Here is a 16617-nt window from a genome sequence, read left to right as displayed (position 1 = left end):
TGTCCGGGCCGCGGGCGGGCGCGCGGGGCACCCGGCGGTTCGATTACGCTCAGGGGCATGGCCGACGCACCGTACAAGCTGATCCTCCTCCGCCACGGCGAGAGCGAGTGGAACGCGAAGAACCTGTTCACCGGCTGGGTGGACGTCAATCTCAACGAGAAGGGCGAGAAGGAGGCGGTCCGCGGCGGTGAGCTGCTCAAGGACGCCGGCCTGCTGCCCGACGTGGTCCACACGTCGCTCCAGAAGCGCGCGATCCGCACGGCCCAGCTGGCGCTGGAGTCCGCGGACCGCCACTGGATCCCCGTGCACCGCTCGTGGCGCCTGAACGAGCGCCACTACGGCGCGCTCCAGGGCAAGGACAAGGCGCAGACGCTCGCCGAGTTCGGCGAGGAGCAGTTCATGCTCTGGCGCCGCTCGTACGACACCCCGCCGCCGCCGCTGGACCGCGACGCCGAGTACTCCCAGTTCGAGGACCCGCGTTACGCCACGCTCCCGCCCGAGCTGCGCCCGCAGACGGAGTGCCTCAAGGACGTCGTCGTCCGGATGCTCCCGTACTGGTTCGACGGCATCGTCCCCGACCTCCTGACCGGCAAGACGGTCCTGGTCGCGGCCCACGGCAACTCCCTGCGCGCCCTGGTCAAGCACCTGGACGGCATCTCGGACGAGGACATCGCGGGCCTGAACATCCCGACGGGCATCCCGCTGGCGTACGAACTGGACGCGGACTTCAAGCCCGTGAAGGCCGGGGGCACGTACCTCGACCCCGAGGCGGCGAAGGCCGCGATCGAAGCGGTCAAGAACCAGGGCAAGAAGAAGTAAGCAAGCCCTGCGCTTCAAGCCCTGCGCTTCACCCCGCGCTTCAAGCGCTTGCTGTCTCTCGCCCCCTGCCCGTGGATTTCTCGCGGGTGGGGGGCTTTTGCGTGCGCGGAGGGCGTCGACGAGTTGGGCGGACTCGGCAAGGACGACGCGGGCGTCGTTCGCTCCGTGCGACCACCATCAGCGGGGTGCGCCGGACGAGGGGTGGCCAGAATCGTCACTTAGTGACATGCTGTCATCAAGTGATGCAACCGGCATCGCCTCGCCACCAGACGAATCGGGAGCACTGACCGCCATGAAGATCAACTTCCTGGAGACAAAGCCCGACGCGCGCGCACCGCAGGCAGGACAGCAGGCAGAGCAGCAGGCAGGGCATGCAGGACAGGCAGCGCACGCCGTGCCCCCGCAGCGCCCCTCGGTCCTCGATCAAGCGGGCGGCACCAAGGGCATCGTGTACTCGGCGCTGCCCGTGCTCGCCTTCGTCGTCGTCCACAACCTCCGCGGACTCAAGGCGTCGATCATCGCCGCCTTCGCCGTCGCGGTGGCCATCGGCGTGCAGCGCGTCGCGCGCAAGGAATCCGTGCAGCCCGCGATCGGCGGCGTGTTCGGCGTCGCGATCGCGGCCGGCATCGTCTGGTTCACCGGCTCCGCCAAGGACTACTTCCTCATCGGCATCTGGGCGAGCCTGGCCGGCGCCGTCCTGTTCGTCCTCTCCGTCCTCGTGCGGTGGCCGCTGGCCGGCGTGATCTGGAACGTGGCCACCGGCAAGGGCAGCATCTGGCGCGCGGACAAGCGCTCGCGGTTCTACTACGACATCGCCACCCTGGTCCTCGCCGCCGTCTTCGGTGCCCGGTTCGCCGTCCAGCAGTACTTCTACGTGACCGACCAGGTCGGTTCGCTGGGCGCCGCCAAGATCGCCATGGGCTTCCCGCTGCTCGCCCTGGCCCTCCTCGTCGTCGCCTGGGCGGCCCGGAGTTCGAACAAGCGGCTCGCGGCCATCGGGCTGCTGCCCGCCAAGAACGCCTGACATCCCGGTACGCACCGGTTCCGGACGTCACTTAATGTCAGTGAAAGCCACGAGTGAGAGCTACGGCAGGAACGCGAGCGGAGGCAGGAAAATGAAGGAGCAGCGCCGTGACCGGCTGCGCCTGGAGATCTCCCGGGAGGCGTCGCGGCTGTTCTGGGAGCAGGGCGTGGACGCCACCAGCGGTGATCAGATCGCGGAGGCGGTGGGCCTGTCCACCCGTACGATCTGGCGCCACTTCCGCAGCAAGGAGAGCTGCGCCGAGCCCATCGTGTCCCGAGGCGTCGCATGGGAGATGCGCACGCTGCGCGGCTGGCCCGCGGATCTCTCGCTCGAAGAGCACTTCAGCGCGGAGGCGATCCGGTTCCACCGTGAGGCCGACCCCGTCGAGATCGCCGACAACGCGCTCGCGATGCGGATGATCCGTCTCGCCGACACGGAACCGCCCCTGCGTACCGCCTGGTTGATGGCCTGTGACCAGGTGGAGCGCGAGATGGCCGGGATCATCGCGAAGCGTCTCGACCTCCCGGCCGACGACCTCCAGGTGCGCCTGCACGCCGCGGCGGCCTCCGGCGCCCTCCGTGTCCTCAACGAGCACATCGGCGCGGCCCTCCTGGACGGCGAGGACCCCGCGCAGTTCGCCGACGCGGCGGAACGCGTGGCAAGCGCCGTCCGCAGGGCCACGGGAGGGGCCGTGGGAGACCCCGTGAAAGACCCGATCGCCACCGCGCCGGACCGGGGCTGATCAGGGGCCGGCGCCCACATTCGAGATGCCCTGCGCGACGTCGCTCACGGCGTTCATGATCCCGTGCCCGAAGGCGGTCGGGGCGATCAGCACCCCGAAGACCAGGACGACGGCCATGGTCAGCCCCGTGTCGAGCCGGCTTCGGGCCTGTACGCGTCTGCGCCACAGCAAGTAGATGACGACAGCCAGCAGAACCGCGAGATCGATCGTCAGCACCACTTGGCCAACCCCCCATCACGCACCAACGCCCCCGCGTCCCAGTCCTCCTATGTAGCCGAAGTACGTGGTGCAGTCACGCAGTCACCCACGGTTGGCGACATACCGCGCATCTTGGGCCGGAATGGCCCGTGCCAGGCGCGTATGCCAGGAGCAAGGCGAACCCACGGGCGCCCTGCACGGGGAAGATGTCCCGCAGGGCCTGATCGCTTCGGCGGAACTAGTCCTGCGGCCGGGTCAGATGAGTGAACGCGTCCAGGTTCCGCGTGGACTCGCCGCGCGACACCCGCCACGCGTACTCCTTGCGGATGGCCGACGCGAAACCCAGCTCCAGGAGCGTGTTGAAGGAGCCGTCCGCGTTCTCCAGGACCGAGCCGAGGAGGCGGTCGAGCTCGTCCGGGGTGACCGCCGAGAGCGGGAGCTTGGCGGTGAGGTAGATGTCGCCGAGGGAGTCGATCGCGTAACTCACGCCGTACAGGCGCAGGTTGCGCTCAAGGAGCCAGCGGTGGACCGCCGCGTCGTTCTCGTCGGGGTGCCGGATCACGAACGCCGTCAGGGAGAGGGCGTGCTTGCCGAGCCTGAGGGAGAGCGTCGTCGACAGTTTGCGGGTGCCCGGCAGCGTCACCACGTAGGAGCCGCTCTCAGGGCTTTCCCACTCCAGCTCCGCCTCGTTCAGCGTCTGCTCGATGATCGCGGTCGCGGCGTCGTCAGCCTGATCAGCCATGATGCGAGCGTACGCGACGCCTGTGCTCGTGCACCGCCGCCGTGTACACGTCCGCCGTGGCCGACGCCGCCGTGTCCCAGCCGAAGGACTGCGCGTGCAGGGCCGCCGCCTCGCCCATGCGGTCCACGAGGTGCGGGGTCTCGGCGAAATCGCGCAGCACGCGCGCGTAGTGGGCCGGTTCGTGGCCGTCGACCAGGAAGCCCGTCACCCCGTCGCGCACGGCGACCGGCAGACCGCCCACCGACGCCGCGAGAACCGGCGTGCCCGCCGCCTGGGCCTCTATCGCCACCAGGCCGAAGGACTCGCTGTACGAGGGCATCACCAGGACCGAGGCCGCCCTGAACCAGTCCGCGAGCTGCTCCTGGCCCACCGGCGGCTGGAAGCGGACCACGTCCGCGATGCCCAGCCTGGCGGCCAGCTTCTGCAACCCCTCCGGCTTCGCGAGCCCGCTGCCGCTCGGGCCGCCCACCACGGGTACGACGATGTTCGAGCGGAGCCCGGGGCGCTGGTCCAGGAGCTCCGCCACCGCGCGGAGCAGCACGTCCGGCGCCTTCAGGGGCTGGATGCGGCCCGCGAAGAGCGGGACGAGGGCGCCCTGCGGGAGGCCCAGACGCTGCCGGGCCGCCGCGCGGCCGTCGGCGGGGCGGAAGCGGTCGAGGTTCACGCCGGGGTGGACGACGGCGACCTTGCCCACCTCGGCTTCGTAGTGGCGTACGAGCTCGTCGGCCTCTTCGGAGGTGTTGGCGATGAGACGGTCGGCGGCGCGCACGATCTGCGTCTCGCCGATCACGCGCGCCGCGGGCTCCGGGGTGTCGCCCTCCGCGAGGGCGGCGTTCTTGACCTTGGCCATCGTGTGCATGGCGTGCACGAGCGGTACGCCCCAGCGCTCGGCGGCCAGCCAGCCGACGTGGCCGCTGAGCCAGTAGTGCGAGTGGACGAGGTCGTAGTAGCCGGGGCGGTGGCCCGCCCACGCCTGCATCACGCCGTGCGTGAAGGCACAGAGCTGGGCGGGCAGCTCCTCCTTCGCCAGGCCCTCGTACGGGCCCGCGTCCACGTGGCGCACGAGGACACCGGGGGCGAGTTCGACGGAGGGCGGCAGCGCCCCTGTCGTCGAGCGCGTGAAGATCTCGACCTCGATGTTGATCGCCGCGAGGCGTTTGGCCAGCTCCACGATGTAGACGTTCATGCCGCCCGCGTCGCCCGTGCCGGGCTGGTGCAGCGGGGACGTGTGCACGCTGAGCATGGCCACCCGACGCGGACGCCGGTTCGCACCGGGGAGCCGGAGCCTGCCGGGCGCCGCCGGCGAGCGACGGCCGAGCCTTGTCACGTACTGGCTCACGAGGCGGTCCTCCTGGTGTGCGCGCGGTCACGGCTTAGCGGGCATGCCTCAAGGGAGGGCGTGCACGGTCCTCCAGGGGGAGAACATCGGAAGGCGCAACTCCATTTCCTCTTTGCCAAATCATTACCGGCTACTGCTCAACCAATGACTCGGCCGATGACCTCACCAGCGCCTTGACCCGCGACCGGCGTCCGCTCCGACCAGCCTCGACGAGTACCCCGCCACCACGGCGCATACCCTTCTGACCATGGCCTCCCGCACCCCTTCCCGCCCCGTGGGAACGGTGACGCGCGGGACCACCAACCCCAACCGGCTGCGCCGCATGGACCGCTGGATCGCCGCGACGCACGGCGCGGAGCTGCGGCGCTCCCCCGATCCCGTCGCCGTCGACCTCGGCTACGGAGCCGCCCCCTGGACGGCCGCCGAACTGCTCGTCCGGCTCCGGGCCGCGGCACCGCACGCGCGCGTGGTCGGCGTCGAGATCGATCCGGCGCGGGTCGCGGCGGCGAAGCCGTACGAGAGGGAAGGGCTCGCCTTCCGGCACGGCGGCTTCGAGGTCCCGCTGCCGGGCAGGCCCGCGCTGATCCGCGCGGCGAACGTCCTCCGGCAGTACGACGAGGAGCAGGTCGCCGCCGTGTGGGAACGGCTGTGCGGACGGCTCGCGCCCGGCGGGCTCCTCGTCGAGGGGACGTGCGACGAGATCGGGCGGCGGCACGTCTGGGTCGCGCTCGGGCCGGGCGGTCCGCGCTCGGTGACCTTCGCGACCCGCCTCGGCTCGCTCGACCGGCCATCCGACCTCGCCGAGCGCCTGCCCAAGGCGCTGATCCACCGGAACGTACCGGGCGAACCGGTGCACGCGTTCCTGCGCGACTTCGACCGGGCCTGGGCCGCCGCAGCGCCCTACGCCTCGTACGGCGCCCGGCAGCGCTGGATCAGGACGGTGCGGGAACTGGCCGCGGACTGGCCCGTGCTGGACCGGGAGACCCGGTGGCGGCAGGGCGAAGTGACGGTGCGATGGGAGGCGCTGGCGCCGCGTCAGGGATGACGGGGGTGAAATCGCGGGGTGCCTACGGGTGAAATCGCGAGGCGGCGGCGGGTGAACTCCGCGCGCGACGCGCCGGAAAGGGAACGATCTCAGGGTGCCGTTCGTCACATGTGGCGGTGGGGATCGGAGTTGCCGTCGCGCTCTGTCGGATTGCGCGTCGGCATGGCACCATCCCCGATGGCAACCGTAAGTTACTGACGGTAAATCAGCTCCTGGGGGAGGCGGACGTGACCGGCAAGCGGAGTTCGACTATGGCTGGCCTGGCGCTGATCTGCGCGGCGGCGGTGCTGAGCACTCCCGCCACGGCCTATGCGAGCCCGGCGAAGCCAACGCCCGGCACCACCAAGTCCCTTGAGGACCTGCGAAAAGAGATCGAGAAGCTCTATCACGACGCGGGCGTCGCCACCGACGCGTACAACGCCGCGGAGGAGAAGAGCGAGAAGCAGTCCAAGCAGATCGTGAAGCTCGCCCGGTCCATCACCAAGGGCCAGCAGAAGCTGAACAAGCTCAAGTCCCGCGCGGGCGCCGCCGCCCGCGAGCAGTACCGCAGCGGCGGAGTCTCCTCCGAGGCCCGGCTGATGCTGAGCGACGATCCGCAGGAGTTCCTGGACAGCGCAGGGCGGATGCGGCAGGGCCACAAGGCCACCAAGGGCATGCTGACCGAGCTGGAGCGGACGCAGGAAGACCTGCGGATATACGCCAAGGACGCCACCGCCCAGTGGAAGAAGCTCGAAGAGAACCGCAAGGCGAAGGCCGCGTCGAAGAAGAAGATCAAGAAGAAGATCGCGGCCGCCGAGAAGATGGAGTCGGAGCTCGAGAAGGAGGAGCTCGAGCGGCTCCGGAAGCTCGAGGAGGAGGCCCAGCTCAAGAAGCAGTCGGCCTGGGTGAGTTCGGGCGTCCTGGAGGACATCAAGGGCAAGGCGAGCGGACCCGGCAAGAAGGCCGTCGAGTTCGCCACCGCCCAGATCGGCAAGCCGTACGTCTGGGGCGCCGAGGGCCCGTCGTCGTACGACTGCTCCGGGCTCACGTCCAAGGCCTGGGCCGCCGCCGGCAAGGGGATTCCGCGCACTTCACAGGAGCAGTGGAAGCAGCTGCCGCACATCGACATCAAGAACATGCGCCCCGGCGACCTGATCATTTATCACGCGGACGCCAGCCATGTCGGGATGTACGTGGGCGACGGCGCGATCGTGCACGCGCCGCGGCCGGGGCGCGATGTCACCGTCGCGGGGGCCGGATCGATGCGGATCCTCGGGGTCGTGCGGCCCGACAAGTAGGGGCCGCGGGCTCCACGCGGCCCCCGCATGGGGCGGGGCGAGCAGCGGTACGAGGCGGCGCGAGCAGCGGCACGAGCGGCGGTACGGCACAGGGCGGACGGTCCTGTGCCGTACGTCATGTGATCCACCGCACCCCGCGGACGGCCGCTCAACCCTCCGGGCGTGATGTTCGTCATCCCGGTCGGGACCTGACGTGCCCAATTGCGGTCCTTGTCGCGGCATATGACGGTGGCTGTTTGCCGTGCGCCATTCCAATCGGGTGGCGCCTACCGCTATGGTCCCCGTCGGTGGAGCGTTCGACCGTCGACCCACCGTGCCCTCGGGGGGAGGGAAGGAAACCGAAGCCATGCCCGTACCCATACCGCGGCAGAGAGCGATCCCGGCCGCGGAAGGCGGTCAGGCTCAAGCTCTGCCGACGTCACCCGCGCCCGCGCCCGCACCCCTGCCGGCGCCCGAACCCGTGCCCGCATCCGTGGAGCCCGTACGCACGCCCGTGTCCAGGGACGCGGACAAGCAGACGGGCAGCGGCCCCGGCCTCAGCCTCCTGGTGATCGAGGACGACCCGGTGGGCTCCCTGAGCGTCCCGCAGATGCTCGACTCCGCGGGCAAGCCCATCAGGGTCCGCACCGCCCGCAACCTCACCGAGGCCGAGCGGCTGCTCACCGACGACGTGCACTGCATCCTGCTCGACCTGACCCTCGCGGTCCCCGCCGCCTCCCCCGAGGAGGAAGAGGACGAGCTCGCCACGCTCAAGCACGTCCTTCGCCTCGCGCCCCGGCACGCCGTGCTCGCGCTCACCGCGAGCGGCGACACCGAGGGCGGCGCGGAGGCCGTGCGGGTCGGCGCCCAGGACTATCTCTTCCGTGACGAACTGGACGGACGGCTCCTGAGCCGCGCCATTCGGTACGCCGTGGAGCGCAAGCGCGCGGACGCCGCCCAGCGCCAGCTGACGGAGTCACGCCTGCGGGCCCAGGAGAACGCCCGCCTGGAGCGCGGCCTGCTGCCGACGCCGCTGCTCGACGGATCACCGCTGCGGTTCGCCTCGCGCTACCGCCCCGGTCGTTCGCGGGCGCTGCTCGGCGGGGACTTCTATGACACCGTGCGCACCCCCGACGGCTCCGTGCACGTCATGATCGGCGACGTCTGCGGCCACGGCCCCGACGAGGCCGCGCTCGGCGTGGAGCTGCGCATCGCCTGGCGGACGCTGACCTTCGCGGGCCTGTGCGGCGACGAGCTGCTCAGCACCCTGCAGAAGGTTCTGGAGCACGAGCGCGCCGACGACGAGATCTTCGCGACGCTGTGCACGGTCGACATCGCGCCGGACGGCCGCCGCGCCGGGCTCTGCCTGGCCGGCCACCCGTCCCCGCTGATCGCGCGCGACGGCCGTCTCGCCGAGCTGCTGCCGTACGAGAACAACGGTCCCGCGCTCGGGCTCCTGCCCAACGCCCGCTGGCCGCGGCGCCAGGTGGAGCTCGGCGGCAAGTGGAGCCTGATGCTCTACACGGACGGCCTGATAGAGGGCCGCATCGGCGAGGGCAACCAGCGTCTGGGGCAGGACGGCATGGTGGAGATGGTGCGCCGCCAGATCGCCGCGGGCCTGCGCGGCGACGAGCTGCTCGAAGCCGCGGTGAACGAGGTGCGGGAGCTGAACGGCGGCGACCTGACCGACGATGTGGCCGTGCTGCTGCTTGATCGCGACGTCTAGCGAGTGTGGCGTTCCGCCGGAGGTGCGGTGCGTTGCTGTGCCGGTGCGGTGCGGTGCCGCGTGGTGCGTGCGGCGCTGTGATGCGTCCGCGGGGCGGTGGGGGCTGGGCGCGCAGCTCCCCGCGCCCCTTACGGGGCGCTGTCAGCGGCCGCCGTTGTACGGGCCGTACGGGCCGTCGCTGCTGGAGCCGCCTCGGCGGCCGCCGCCTCCGCCGGTGATCTGTCGCAGCGCGGGCCGCACGTCGACCATGTAGACGATGGTCGCGATGAGCCCGATGATCGGCAGGAACGACAGGATGTTGAAGATCAGGTTCACGATGAAGGCCAGGCCGAGGATGATCAGCCAGAACGGCTTGGTCTTCTTGTCCGCGGCGCGATAGGCGTCCTCACGCCGGATGGCCGCGTCCAGGAGCGCGAAGCCGCTGAAGACGATCAGCGCCAACGACAGCAGCCACATGAAGTTTGCGAACCCCTGCATCAGCACTACGTCCACCACCAGTCTCGGCTCTTGAGTACGCGCACACCGTACCCGCTACCCGGAGAACGGGCCGGACACTTCCAGAGTGCCCGGCCCGCCCCCTCCGTCTGATCAGCCTTACTTGGCCGGCGGCGTGGTCTTCTTCGCCGCCGGCTTACGGGCGGCCGGAGCCTTCTTCGCGGCGGGCTTCTTCTCAGCGGCCGCGGCGGCCTGCGGCTCCGAGGTCTGCGAACCGGACGTCTGCGAACCGGCGGACGCCGACTCCCCCGAAGCGGGCTTCTCGTCCGCGTCCGGCTCGACGGCCACGGCGAGTTCGTTGATCTCCTCGGCGGCCTCGCCGCGCCAGATCCGCACGGCGTGCTCGCCGTGCTCGGCGACCTCTTCGTACTTCTCGCGGGCCTTCACGGCGTACTCGGCGGCGACGCCGACCGAGCTGAGGGCGAGGCCCTGGGCGCTCTCGCTCAGCTTCTTCAGGTCCGTGTCGAGCGTGCCGAGGAACTCGGAGAAGCGGGCCTGGATGGTCGTCTGCGCCTCCTTGGCGCGGGCGACGGCCTTGTCCTGGACGGCCTTCGTGTCGGTGTTGCGCACGGCGTCGAGACGGGCCGGTGCCTCGGCGATCAGCTGCTCGATGGCACTCGGCACCTTCTTCGCCTGCTGGAACGCCAGATCGGCGGTGCCGACGACGAAGTAGGCGGGCGTGGTGTCGGTGAGGGTGTTGCGCAGGTCGTCCTTGATGGCCATGGTGCTGGTCCTCCCGGATTCGCGTCAGCTTGAGGGATGGTCCCTGGTGTCGGCAGCACTGCCGTCGGCCGTGCGGGGGCCGTCAGCGGTGGTGTCCGTGTCGTCAACGACGTGGGCGCCATCGACGTGGTCGCCATCGACGCCGCCGCCATCGACGCCGTCGTCCGAGTACCCGGAGACCTCGAAGCCGTTCTCTTTTCTGAACGACTCGTAGATCTGCAACAGGACCTGCTTCTGCCGCTCGTTGATGGAGGGGTCGGCGAGGATGACGGCGCGCGTCTCCAGCTCGTCCCGCTCCTTCTCGTCGAGGATCCCGGCCCGGACATACAGCGTCTCGGCGGAGATTCGCAGCGCCTTGGCCACCTGTTGCAGCACGTCCGCGCTGGGCTTGCGCAGGCCGCGCTCGATCTGGCTCAGATACGGATTGGACACCCCGGCGGCGTCGGCGAGCTGCCTGAGCGAGAGCTGCGCGTTGCGCCTCTGCTCACGCAAGTACTCACCGAGATTGCCGACGTTGAGTGATGCCATGCGTCGATACTGCCTGCCCCGTGCTAACTATTGCAAGCGCCTGCTTGCAAAAGTGCGCTACGCCACTGATCGTCTCTGATCGCCACTGATCGCCTCCGAGTCGGACGACTTCGCGCCGACGCGCCGCCGTGCCGCCGCGCTGGGTAACGTGGCGGTGTGGCTGCGTCTCCGTCTCTCTCCGACCTCGTCCGGCTCCGTCAGGCCCGTGACCGGATGGACCGTGACTACGCGGAGCCCCTGGACGTCCCGGCTCTCGCCAAGGCAGCCCTCATGTCGCCGGGCCACTTCTCGCGCAGCTTCCGCGCCGCCTACGGAGAGACCCCGTACAGCTATCTCATGACCCGCCGGATCGAGCGGGCCAAGGCGCTGCTGCGGCGCGGCGATTTGTCGGTGACCGACGTCTGCATGGCGGTGGGCTGTACGTCCCTCGGCTCCTTCAGCTCACGGTTCACCGAGCTGGTCGGCGAGAGCCCGAGCGCGTACCGGGCCCGCGACCACGAGCACGGCGCCGCCATCCCGGCCTGCGTCGCGAAAACCCGTACGAGGCCGGTCAGGAACGGAGAAGCGAAACCCGGCACGGGTACGTAGCGTCGTACGCATGGAAATCAACCTCTCCCAGTGCTTCATCGCCGTCGACGACCACGACAAGGCGCTCGCCTTCTACCGCGACGTGCTCGGCCTCGAAGTGCGCAACGACGTGGGATTCGAGGGCATGCGCTGGGTGACCGTCGCCTCGCCCTCGCAGCCGGACGTCGAGATCGTCCTCGAACCGCCGCTCGCCGACCCGAACGCGTCGGACGCCGACCGGCAGGCGGCGGCGGAGCTTCTCGCCAAGGGCATGCTGCGCGGCGTCATCTTCCGCAGCACCGACGTCGACGTCACCTTCGAGCGGATCCGCGCCGCGGGCGGCGAGGTGCTGCAGGAGCCGATGGACCAGCCGTACGGCGTCCGCGACTGCGCCTTCCGCGACCCGTCCGGAAACATGCTGCGCTTCAACCAGCCGCGCCAGAAGTAGCCCACAGCAGCCCAGAGCAGCCCAGAAGCAGCGGCGGGCACGACGCGCGCCGGGCGGCCTACCCGGCTTGGCCGAACGCCCGGCGGTAGTCCCCCGGTGAGACTCCCACCTGCTTGAGGAAGTGGTGGCGGAGGTTGTTGGCCGTGCCGAGGCCGCTCAGTTCGGCGATCTTGTCGATCGGGGCGGCCGTCGCTTCGAGGAGGCTCTGGGCGCGGGCGAGGCGCTGGTTCAGGAGCCACTGGAGCGGGGTCGTGCCGGTGGCGGCCTGGAGGCGGCGGTAGAGGGTGCGCGGGCTCATCGCCGCCCGGCGGGCCAGGTCGTCGACCGTCAGGGGGCGGTCGAGACGTGCGCGCGCCCAGTCGAGTACGGGACCGAGGCCCTCGTCGTCCGTCGCGGGCACGGAGAGGTCGATGAACTGGGCCTGGCCGCCGGGCCGGTGCGCCGGCACGACCATGCGGCGGGCCAGTTGGTTGGCGACGTGCGCGCCCAGATCGCGGCGGACCAGATGCAGGCACAGGTCGAGGCCCGCGCTGACGCCCGCGCTGGTCAGGACGTCGCCGTCGTCCACGTACAGGACGGAGTCGTCGACCTCCACCTTCGGGTAGCGCGCGGCCAGTTGAGCCGTGTGCATCCAGTGCGCGGTGGCCCGGCGGCCGTCGAGCAGCCCCGCTTCGGCGAGCGCGAAGGCGCCGGTGCACAGGGAGACCATGCGGGCCCCCGCGTCGTACGCGCGGCGCAGGGCGGCAGCAAGCCCCTCCGGCAGCGGGCGGCCCTCCTCCACGCAGGCGTCCGGCACCGACGTGACGATGACCGTGTCCGCCCCGACGAGGTCGTCCAGGCCGTACGGGGTGCGCACCGTCATGCCGAAGGCGGCCTCTCCCCCGCTATCGCCGCCGACCCCGCCCCCGTCCCCGCCCCCGTTCCCGTACGCGGTCCCGCACAGCCGGAAGTCGTACCACCGCTCCGACAGGTCCGGCTGCGGCTTCCCGAACACCGTGCAGGGGATGCTCAGTTCGTACAGATCCCACGACGGGATCGCTATCTCCCCGGACACGACCAGGGCCACGGAACCAGCGCTCATGCGGTGAGACTAAGCCGCGGCGGCGACCCGTCGGGGCGTGGCAGGAATTTGGTGGCCGCCGTCACCCCTGTCACTGTCCGGCGCCGCCGCCCGCTGCGAGCGTGGGGGCATGAGCAGCACAGAGCGCACAAAGAAGACCTCAGAGAAGACCCCCGTCACCGTCATCGGCCTCGGCAACATGGGCTCCGCCCTCGCCGCCACCCTCCTGGAGCAGGGGCACCCCACCACCGTCTGGAACCGTTCCGCCGCCAAGGCAAAGCCCTTCGCCGACCGGGGCGCCGTCGTCGCCGCGACTCCCGGGGAAGCCGTCGCCGCCAGTTCGTTGATCATCGCCTGCGTCTTGGACTACGACGCCCTGTACGCAGTCATGGACGCCGCCGGGCCCCTGGCGGGAAAGGCCCTGGTCAACCTCACGTCAGGCGCCCCGGAGCAGGCCGACGAGGCGGCGGCCAGGGCCCGTGCGCTGGGTCTCGGCTATCTCGACGGAGCGATCATGACCACGCCGCCGGGGGTCGGGAACCCGGAGATGATGTTCCTCTACAGCGGCTCGGCCGACGTCTTCGAAGCGCACCGCCCCGCCCTCGCCGCACTCGGTGACCCGCTGTACCTGGGCGCGGAGCCCGGCCGCGCCTCGCTCTACGACGTGGCCCTGCTCGGCCTGATGTGGGCCGCGTTCACCGGCTGGCTGCACGGCACGGCCGTGGTCGCCGGCGACGCGACGAAGGCCGCCGACTTCACGGCCGTCGCCATCCGCTGGCTGACGAACGCGGTAGCCGGGTTCCTCGGCACCTACGCCCCCCAGGTGGACGCCGGTCGCTATCCGGGCGACGACGCCACCGTCGACGTACAGATCGCGGCGATCGACCACCTCATCCACGCGGCGGCCGACCGCGGCGTCGACAACGCGCTGCCGGAACTCCTCAAGGCGACCATGGAGCGGGCGAGCGCCGCCGGTCACGGCTCCGACAGCTATGCGAGCGTGATCGAAGTCCTCCGTAAAGCGTCGCGGAACGGTGCCGCCGTGTGACCATTCGGCAACAACGTGGGCGAGATCCGTAAATACGTGCGCATGATGAACCCACATCACATGCTGGAGTCACGGGCCTTGGGGGGACCGTATGAACAGGCCGCTGCGCCGCGTCGCCGTCTTCTGCGGGGTGCTCACGCTCGCCCTGCTCCTGCGCGCGAACTGGGTGCAGTTCGCGCAGAGCGAGTCCCTCGCGAAGGACGAGAAGAACCGCCGCGTCCAGATCGAGGCCTTCTCCCACCCCCGCGGCGACATCATCGTGGGCGGCAAGTCGATCACCGGCTCGAAGGAAGTCAGCGGCACGGACTTCAAGTACCAGCGGGTCTTCAAGGAAGGCCCCATGTACGCGCCGGTCACCGGCTACTTCTCCCAGGCCCAGGGCGCCACCTTCCTTGAGGGCGTCGAGAACGACGTGCTCAGCGGCGACGACGACCGCCTCTTCATCAAGCGCACCCTGGACATGCTGACCGGCGAGAAGCGCCAGGGCGGCGACGTCGTCACGACCATCAATCCGAAGGCCCAGAAGGCCGCTTACCAAGGCCTGGTGGACCTCGACGCCCGGGGCGCGGTCGTCGCGCTCGACCCGCGCTCCGGGAAGGTGCTCGCCATGGCGAGCACACCCTCGTATGACCCTTCCGCCTTCGCCGGGATCTCCCAGAAGGAGGGCAAGGAGTTCACGAGGCTCAGCAAGAACAAGGACAAGCCGCTCTCCAACCGGGCGCTGCGCGAGATCTATCCGCCCGGATCCACCTTCAAGATCCTCACGGCGGCAGCCGCCCTGGAACACGGCGTGGTCGACGACATCGACGAGCCGACCGGCGCCAAGGCCCCCTACAAACTGCCGCTCAGCTCGACGACGATCGGCAACGACGTGCCCGGCGCCCCCTGCGACAAAGCCTCCCTGAAGGTCGGCATGCAGTGGTCGTGCAACAACGTCTTCCTCGACGCCGCGCTCAAGGTCGGCGACGACGACATGCGCGAGACTGCGGAGAAGTTCGGTTTCAACAAGCAGCAGTTCATCCCCGTGCGCTCGTCGGCCAGCAGCTACCCGGACGGCCTCGACAAGCCGCAGACCGCGCTGACCGGCATGGGCCAGGGCAGCCTGACCACCACGCCGCTCCAGATGGCGATGGTCACGGCGGGCCTCGCCAACGACGGCAAGGTGATGAAGCCCTACCTGGTCGAGGAGTTGCGCGGCCCCGACCTCTCGACGATCGAGACGGGCAAGCCGCAGGAGCTCAGCCAGGCCGTCTCCGAGGACACCGCGGGCAAGGTGCAGGAGATGATGGAACACACCGTCGACGAAGGCACGGCGAGCAAGGCCAAGATCGAGGGCGTCACGGTCGGCGGCAAGACCGGAACCGCCCAGCACGGCTCGAACGTCAACGACGAGCGGCCGTACGCCTGGTTCGTCTCGTACGCCAAGCAGGACGACGCGTCGCCGGTCGCCGTCGCGGTGTTCGTCGACCCGAAGGACATGAACATCCCGCGCTCCGAGATCGCCGGCGGAAAGCTCGGGGCGCCGATCGCGAAGGCGGTCATGGAGGCCGTACTCGACGACTGAGGGGCCCGGCCGCTACGGCATCAGCCCTCCAGGAGCTGCCCCGCGAGGCGCTCGATGCGCGCATGCCACGCGGAAAGCGCCGCGTCCGCCGCAGCCGCGTCGTCGAAGGGGCCGGTCTGCGTGAGGACGAGCCGGGTGCCGTAGCCCGTCCCCTCGCCCAGCTGCCAGCGCACCTCGCCCTTGGGATGCACGGTGTACGCGAGTTCCACCGGCTCCCGCAGCACGGTGACCGGCCCCGCGGAGACGCCGTCCGCCAGGAACCCGTCGGGTGCGGTGTCGCCCGCCAGCGGCACCTCGTCCGCGCACAGGACGGCCCACACCGCGCCCGCGGGCCGCACGAGCTGCCGCTCGAAGCGGATGCCGTCGTCGACCACCTCGCCGTGGCCCAGGTCGAACTGCTCCAGGTACGCCTCGTGCAGCTCGCCCGCGTCCCGGCTCACCTCGGCCCGGCCGCCGTCCAGGAACTGGCCGAGCGCCGAGATGCACAGCTGCCAGCCCGCGGCGAAGCTCGGGGCGCCGAAGCGGTCGCCGAAGGTGTGGACGAGCGTGAGCAGCGAGCCGTGCCCGTCGGGGCCGTCCGGGGTGATCTCCCAGCGCAGGTGGTCCTCGCCCCAGCTGAAGGCGAAGAGGCGCGGCTCGTCGACGTCGGTGACCTCACCGGTCATGCCGGGGCCCTCGTCGCCGGGGAAGTGGAAGCCCATCTCGCCGCCGGGCCGCAGTTCGAGGGTCACCTCGGAGGGAAACCACTGGGCGAGGTGCTCCGGCCGGGTGATCGCGGCCCAGACCTTGGCGGGCGGGTGCGCGAGGCGGCGCTCCATCCGCAGGACGCTGCGGTCGCCTTCCTCGTCGGGGCCGAGGGTGTCGGAGTGCGGGTTCATGAGGAGTCACCGTCCAAGGTCATCGTTCATCAGGACTCACCGTCCATGACGTCGAGGTGCCGTTCGAGGGCGTCGAGCCGACCCGACCACAGGTGCCGGTAGTGGGCAAGCCATGCGTCGAGCTCGGCGAGGGGCTCGGGCCGCAGCTCGTACCAGCGGCGCTGCGCGTCCTGCCGCACCCGCACGAGTCCCGCGTCTCGCAGGACCCGCAGATGCTTGGACGTGCCGGGCTGGCTCAGACCGAGCCGCTCGGTGAGCTCGCCGACCCTGTGGGGTCGTTCGAGCAGCAGGTCGAGGATCTTCCGGCGGCTGGGCTCGGCGAGGACGTCGAACGGTATGGGCATGCTCCGAACATAACCCTGTGGCTATATAACTGCAACGGCATGTACCGCCCGCCCCCGCAGGCAGGCACCGC

The 16617-nt window shown here is 70.4% G+C and carries 19 protein-coding genes; 10 read left to right on the top strand and 9 right to left on the bottom strand.

The window, feature by feature from the left end; genetic code table 11:
• Positions 1 to 57: 57 nt before the first annotated feature.
• The 3 genes from IE226_RS25725 to IE226_RS25715 all read left to right on the top strand — a co-directional run bounded on the left by IE226_RS25725 (position 58) and on the right by IE226_RS25715 (position 2585).
• Positions 58 to 819 (top strand): phosphoglyceromutase, encoded by a 762-nt coding sequence (locus IE226_RS25725; protein WP_190083744.1) that lies wholly within the window; start codon positions 58 to 60, stop codon positions 817 to 819.
• 292 nt (positions 820 to 1111) lie between these two features.
• Complete coding sequence (locus IE226_RS25720) at positions 1112 to 1843, top strand: DUF3159 domain-containing protein (protein ID WP_190083743.1); 732 nt, start codon at positions 1112 to 1114, stop codon at positions 1841 to 1843.
• Between the two features lie 91 nt (positions 1844 to 1934).
• A complete protein-coding gene (locus tag IE226_RS25715) occupies positions 1935 to 2585 on the top strand; it encodes a TetR/AcrR family transcriptional regulator (protein ID WP_190083742.1) in 651 nt (216 codons plus the stop codon).
• Here IE226_RS25715 and IE226_RS25710 read toward each other — a convergent pair whose 3' ends face one another.
• The 3 genes from IE226_RS25710 to mshA form a co-directional block, all read right to left on the bottom strand.
• On the bottom strand, positions 2586 to 2804 hold the full coding sequence (locus tag IE226_RS25710) for a hypothetical protein (protein ID WP_308429534.1): 219 nt from the start codon (positions 2802 to 2804) through the stop codon (positions 2586 to 2588).
• 217 nt (positions 2805 to 3021) lie between these two features.
• Positions 3022 to 3525, bottom strand: coding sequence for a type III secretion system chaperone family protein (locus tag IE226_RS25705; protein ID WP_190083741.1), 504 nt, complete (start codon positions 3523 to 3525; stop codon positions 3022 to 3024).
• Positions 3518 to 4864 (bottom strand): D-inositol-3-phosphate glycosyltransferase, encoded by a 1347-nt coding sequence (gene mshA, locus IE226_RS25700; RefSeq protein ID WP_190083740.1) that lies wholly within the window; start codon positions 4862 to 4864, stop codon positions 3518 to 3520. The genes IE226_RS25705 and mshA overlap by 8 nt, the downstream gene beginning before the upstream one ends.
• Before the next feature lie 247 nt (positions 4865 to 5111).
• Here mshA and IE226_RS25695 point away from each other — a divergent pair, with 247 nt between their 5' ends.
• From IE226_RS25695 to IE226_RS25685, 3 genes are all read left to right on the top strand, one after another.
• Positions 5112 to 5909, top strand: coding sequence for a class I SAM-dependent methyltransferase (locus IE226_RS25695; RefSeq protein ID WP_190083739.1), 798 nt, complete (start codon positions 5112 to 5114; stop codon positions 5907 to 5909).
• 251 nt (positions 5910 to 6160) lie between these two features.
• Positions 6161 to 7186: a C40 family peptidase gene (locus IE226_RS25690; protein WP_190083738.1), complete on the top strand. Its 1026-nt coding sequence runs from the start codon at positions 6161 to 6163 to the stop codon at positions 7184 to 7186.
• 346 nt (positions 7187 to 7532) lie between these two features.
• Positions 7533 to 8891 carry a PP2C family protein-serine/threonine phosphatase gene (locus tag IE226_RS25685; RefSeq protein ID WP_190083737.1) on the top strand — a complete coding sequence of 453 codons (1359 nt, stop codon included), beginning with the start codon at positions 7533 to 7535 and terminating at the stop codon, positions 8889 to 8891.
• Between the two features lie 141 nt (positions 8892 to 9032).
• Here the strand turns inward: IE226_RS25685 and IE226_RS25680 are convergent, their stop codons facing one another.
• The 3 genes from IE226_RS25680 to IE226_RS25670 form a co-directional block, all read right to left on the bottom strand.
• Positions 9033 to 9368, bottom strand: a complete 336-nt coding sequence (locus IE226_RS25680) for a DUF2516 family protein (RefSeq protein WP_190083736.1) — start codon at positions 9366 to 9368, stop codon at positions 9033 to 9035.
• A gap of 117 nt (positions 9369 to 9485) precedes the next feature.
• Positions 9486 to 10109: a hypothetical protein gene (locus IE226_RS25675; RefSeq protein WP_190083735.1), complete on the bottom strand. Its 624-nt coding sequence runs from the start codon at positions 10107 to 10109 to the stop codon at positions 9486 to 9488.
• A gap of 24 nt (positions 10110 to 10133) precedes the next feature.
• Complete coding sequence (locus IE226_RS25670) at positions 10134 to 10637, bottom strand: helix-turn-helix domain-containing protein (RefSeq protein ID WP_190083734.1); 504 nt, start codon at positions 10635 to 10637, stop codon at positions 10134 to 10136.
• A 213-nt stretch (positions 10638 to 10850) separates the two neighbouring features.
• Here IE226_RS25670 and IE226_RS25665 point away from each other — a divergent pair, with 213 nt between their 5' ends.
• The gene (locus IE226_RS25665) at positions 10851 to 11225 is read left to right on the top strand and encodes a helix-turn-helix transcriptional regulator (RefSeq protein ID WP_190083902.1); all 375 of its coding nucleotides are present in this window, start codon (positions 10851 to 10853) and stop codon (positions 11223 to 11225) included.
• Positions 11226 to 11235: 10 nt separating this feature from the next.
• Complete coding sequence (locus IE226_RS25660; protein WP_190083733.1) at positions 11236 to 11652, top strand: VOC family protein; 417 nt, start codon at positions 11236 to 11238, stop codon at positions 11650 to 11652.
• Between the two features lie 58 nt (positions 11653 to 11710).
• Here IE226_RS25660 and IE226_RS25655 read toward each other — a convergent pair whose 3' ends face one another.
• A complete protein-coding gene (locus IE226_RS25655) occupies positions 11711 to 12712 on the bottom strand; it encodes a helix-turn-helix domain-containing protein (RefSeq protein ID WP_444546084.1) in 1002 nt (333 codons plus the stop codon).
• 130 nt (positions 12713 to 12842) lie between these two features.
• Between IE226_RS25655 and IE226_RS25650 the strand changes: the two genes are divergently transcribed.
• On the top strand, positions 12843 to 13760 hold the full coding sequence (locus tag IE226_RS25650; RefSeq protein WP_190083731.1) for an NAD(P)-dependent oxidoreductase: 918 nt from the start codon (positions 12843 to 12845) through the stop codon (positions 13758 to 13760).
• A gap of 91 nt (positions 13761 to 13851) precedes the next feature.
• The gene (locus IE226_RS25645; protein WP_190083730.1) at positions 13852 to 15324 is read left to right on the top strand and encodes a peptidoglycan D,D-transpeptidase FtsI family protein; all 1473 of its coding nucleotides are present in this window, start codon (positions 13852 to 13854) and stop codon (positions 15322 to 15324) included.
• A gap of 20 nt (positions 15325 to 15344) precedes the next feature.
• Here IE226_RS25645 and IE226_RS25640 read toward each other — a convergent pair whose 3' ends face one another.
• Together IE226_RS25640 and IE226_RS25635 are read right to left on the bottom strand one after the other, a co-directional pair.
• Positions 15345 to 16202 (bottom strand): SRPBCC family protein, encoded by an 858-nt coding sequence (locus IE226_RS25640; protein ID WP_190083729.1) that lies wholly within the window; start codon positions 16200 to 16202, stop codon positions 15345 to 15347.
• 29 nt (positions 16203 to 16231) lie between these two features.
• Positions 16232 to 16546 carry an ArsR/SmtB family transcription factor gene (locus IE226_RS25635; protein ID WP_190083728.1) on the bottom strand — a complete coding sequence of 105 codons (315 nt, stop codon included), beginning with the start codon at positions 16544 to 16546 and terminating at the stop codon, positions 16232 to 16234.
• Between the last annotated feature and the right edge of the window lie 71 nt (positions 16547 to 16617).

It is taken from the genome of Streptomyces longisporoflavus, assembly GCF_014649775.1.
Classification (GTDB): domain Bacteria; phylum Actinomycetota; class Actinomycetes; order Streptomycetales; family Streptomycetaceae; genus Streptomyces; species Streptomyces longisporoflavus.
The sequence above is the reverse complement of the archived record's forward strand: the minus strand, read 5'-3'. Positions and strand labels throughout refer to the sequence as shown.

Excerpts from the sequence above, each read along its gene's own strand:
- IE226_RS25725 (WP_190083744.1), top strand. The coding sequence starts at position 58 with ATGGCCGACGCACCGTACAAGCTGATCCTCCTCCGCCACGGCGAGAGC.
- IE226_RS25720 (WP_190083743.1), top strand. The coding sequence starts at position 1,112 with ATGAAGATCAACTTCCTGGAGACAAAGCCCGACGCGCGCGCACCGCAG.
- IE226_RS25715 (WP_190083742.1), top strand. The coding sequence starts at position 1,935 with ATGAAGGAGCAGCGCCGTGACCGGCTGCGCCTGGAGATCTCCCGGGAG.
- IE226_RS25705 (WP_190083741.1), bottom strand. The coding sequence starts at position 3,525 with ATGGCTGATCAGGCTGACGACGCCGCGACCGCGATCATCGAGCAGACG.
- IE226_RS25695 (WP_190083739.1), top strand. The coding sequence starts at position 5,112 with ATGGCCTCCCGCACCCCTTCCCGCCCCGTGGGAACGGTGACGCGCGGG.
- IE226_RS25690 (WP_190083738.1), top strand. The coding sequence starts at position 6,161 with ATGGCTGGCCTGGCGCTGATCTGCGCGGCGGCGGTGCTGAGCACTCCC.
- IE226_RS25685 (WP_190083737.1), top strand. The coding sequence starts at position 7,533 with ATGCCCGTACCCATACCGCGGCAGAGAGCGATCCCGGCCGCGGAAGGC.
- IE226_RS25680 (WP_190083736.1), bottom strand. The coding sequence starts at position 9,368 with ATGCAGGGGTTCGCAAACTTCATGTGGCTGCTGTCGTTGGCGCTGATC.
- IE226_RS25675 (WP_190083735.1), bottom strand. The coding sequence starts at position 10,109 with ATGGCCATCAAGGACGACCTGCGCAACACCCTCACCGACACCACGCCC.
- IE226_RS25670 (WP_190083734.1), bottom strand. The coding sequence starts at position 10,637 with ATGGCATCACTCAACGTCGGCAATCTCGGTGAGTACTTGCGTGAGCAG.
- IE226_RS25665 (WP_190083902.1), top strand. The coding sequence starts at position 10,851 with ATGGACCGTGACTACGCGGAGCCCCTGGACGTCCCGGCTCTCGCCAAG.
- IE226_RS25660 (WP_190083733.1), top strand. The coding sequence starts at position 11,236 with ATGGAAATCAACCTCTCCCAGTGCTTCATCGCCGTCGACGACCACGAC.
- IE226_RS25650 (WP_190083731.1), top strand. The coding sequence starts at position 12,843 with ATGAGCAGCACAGAGCGCACAAAGAAGACCTCAGAGAAGACCCCCGTC.
- IE226_RS25645 (WP_190083730.1), top strand. The coding sequence starts at position 13,852 with ATGAACAGGCCGCTGCGCCGCGTCGCCGTCTTCTGCGGGGTGCTCACG.
- IE226_RS25640 (WP_190083729.1), bottom strand. The coding sequence starts at position 16,202 with ATGAACCCGCACTCCGACACCCTCGGCCCCGACGAGGAAGGCGACCGC.
- IE226_RS25635 (WP_190083728.1), bottom strand. The coding sequence starts at position 16,546 with ATGCCCATACCGTTCGACGTCCTCGCCGAGCCCAGCCGCCGGAAGATC.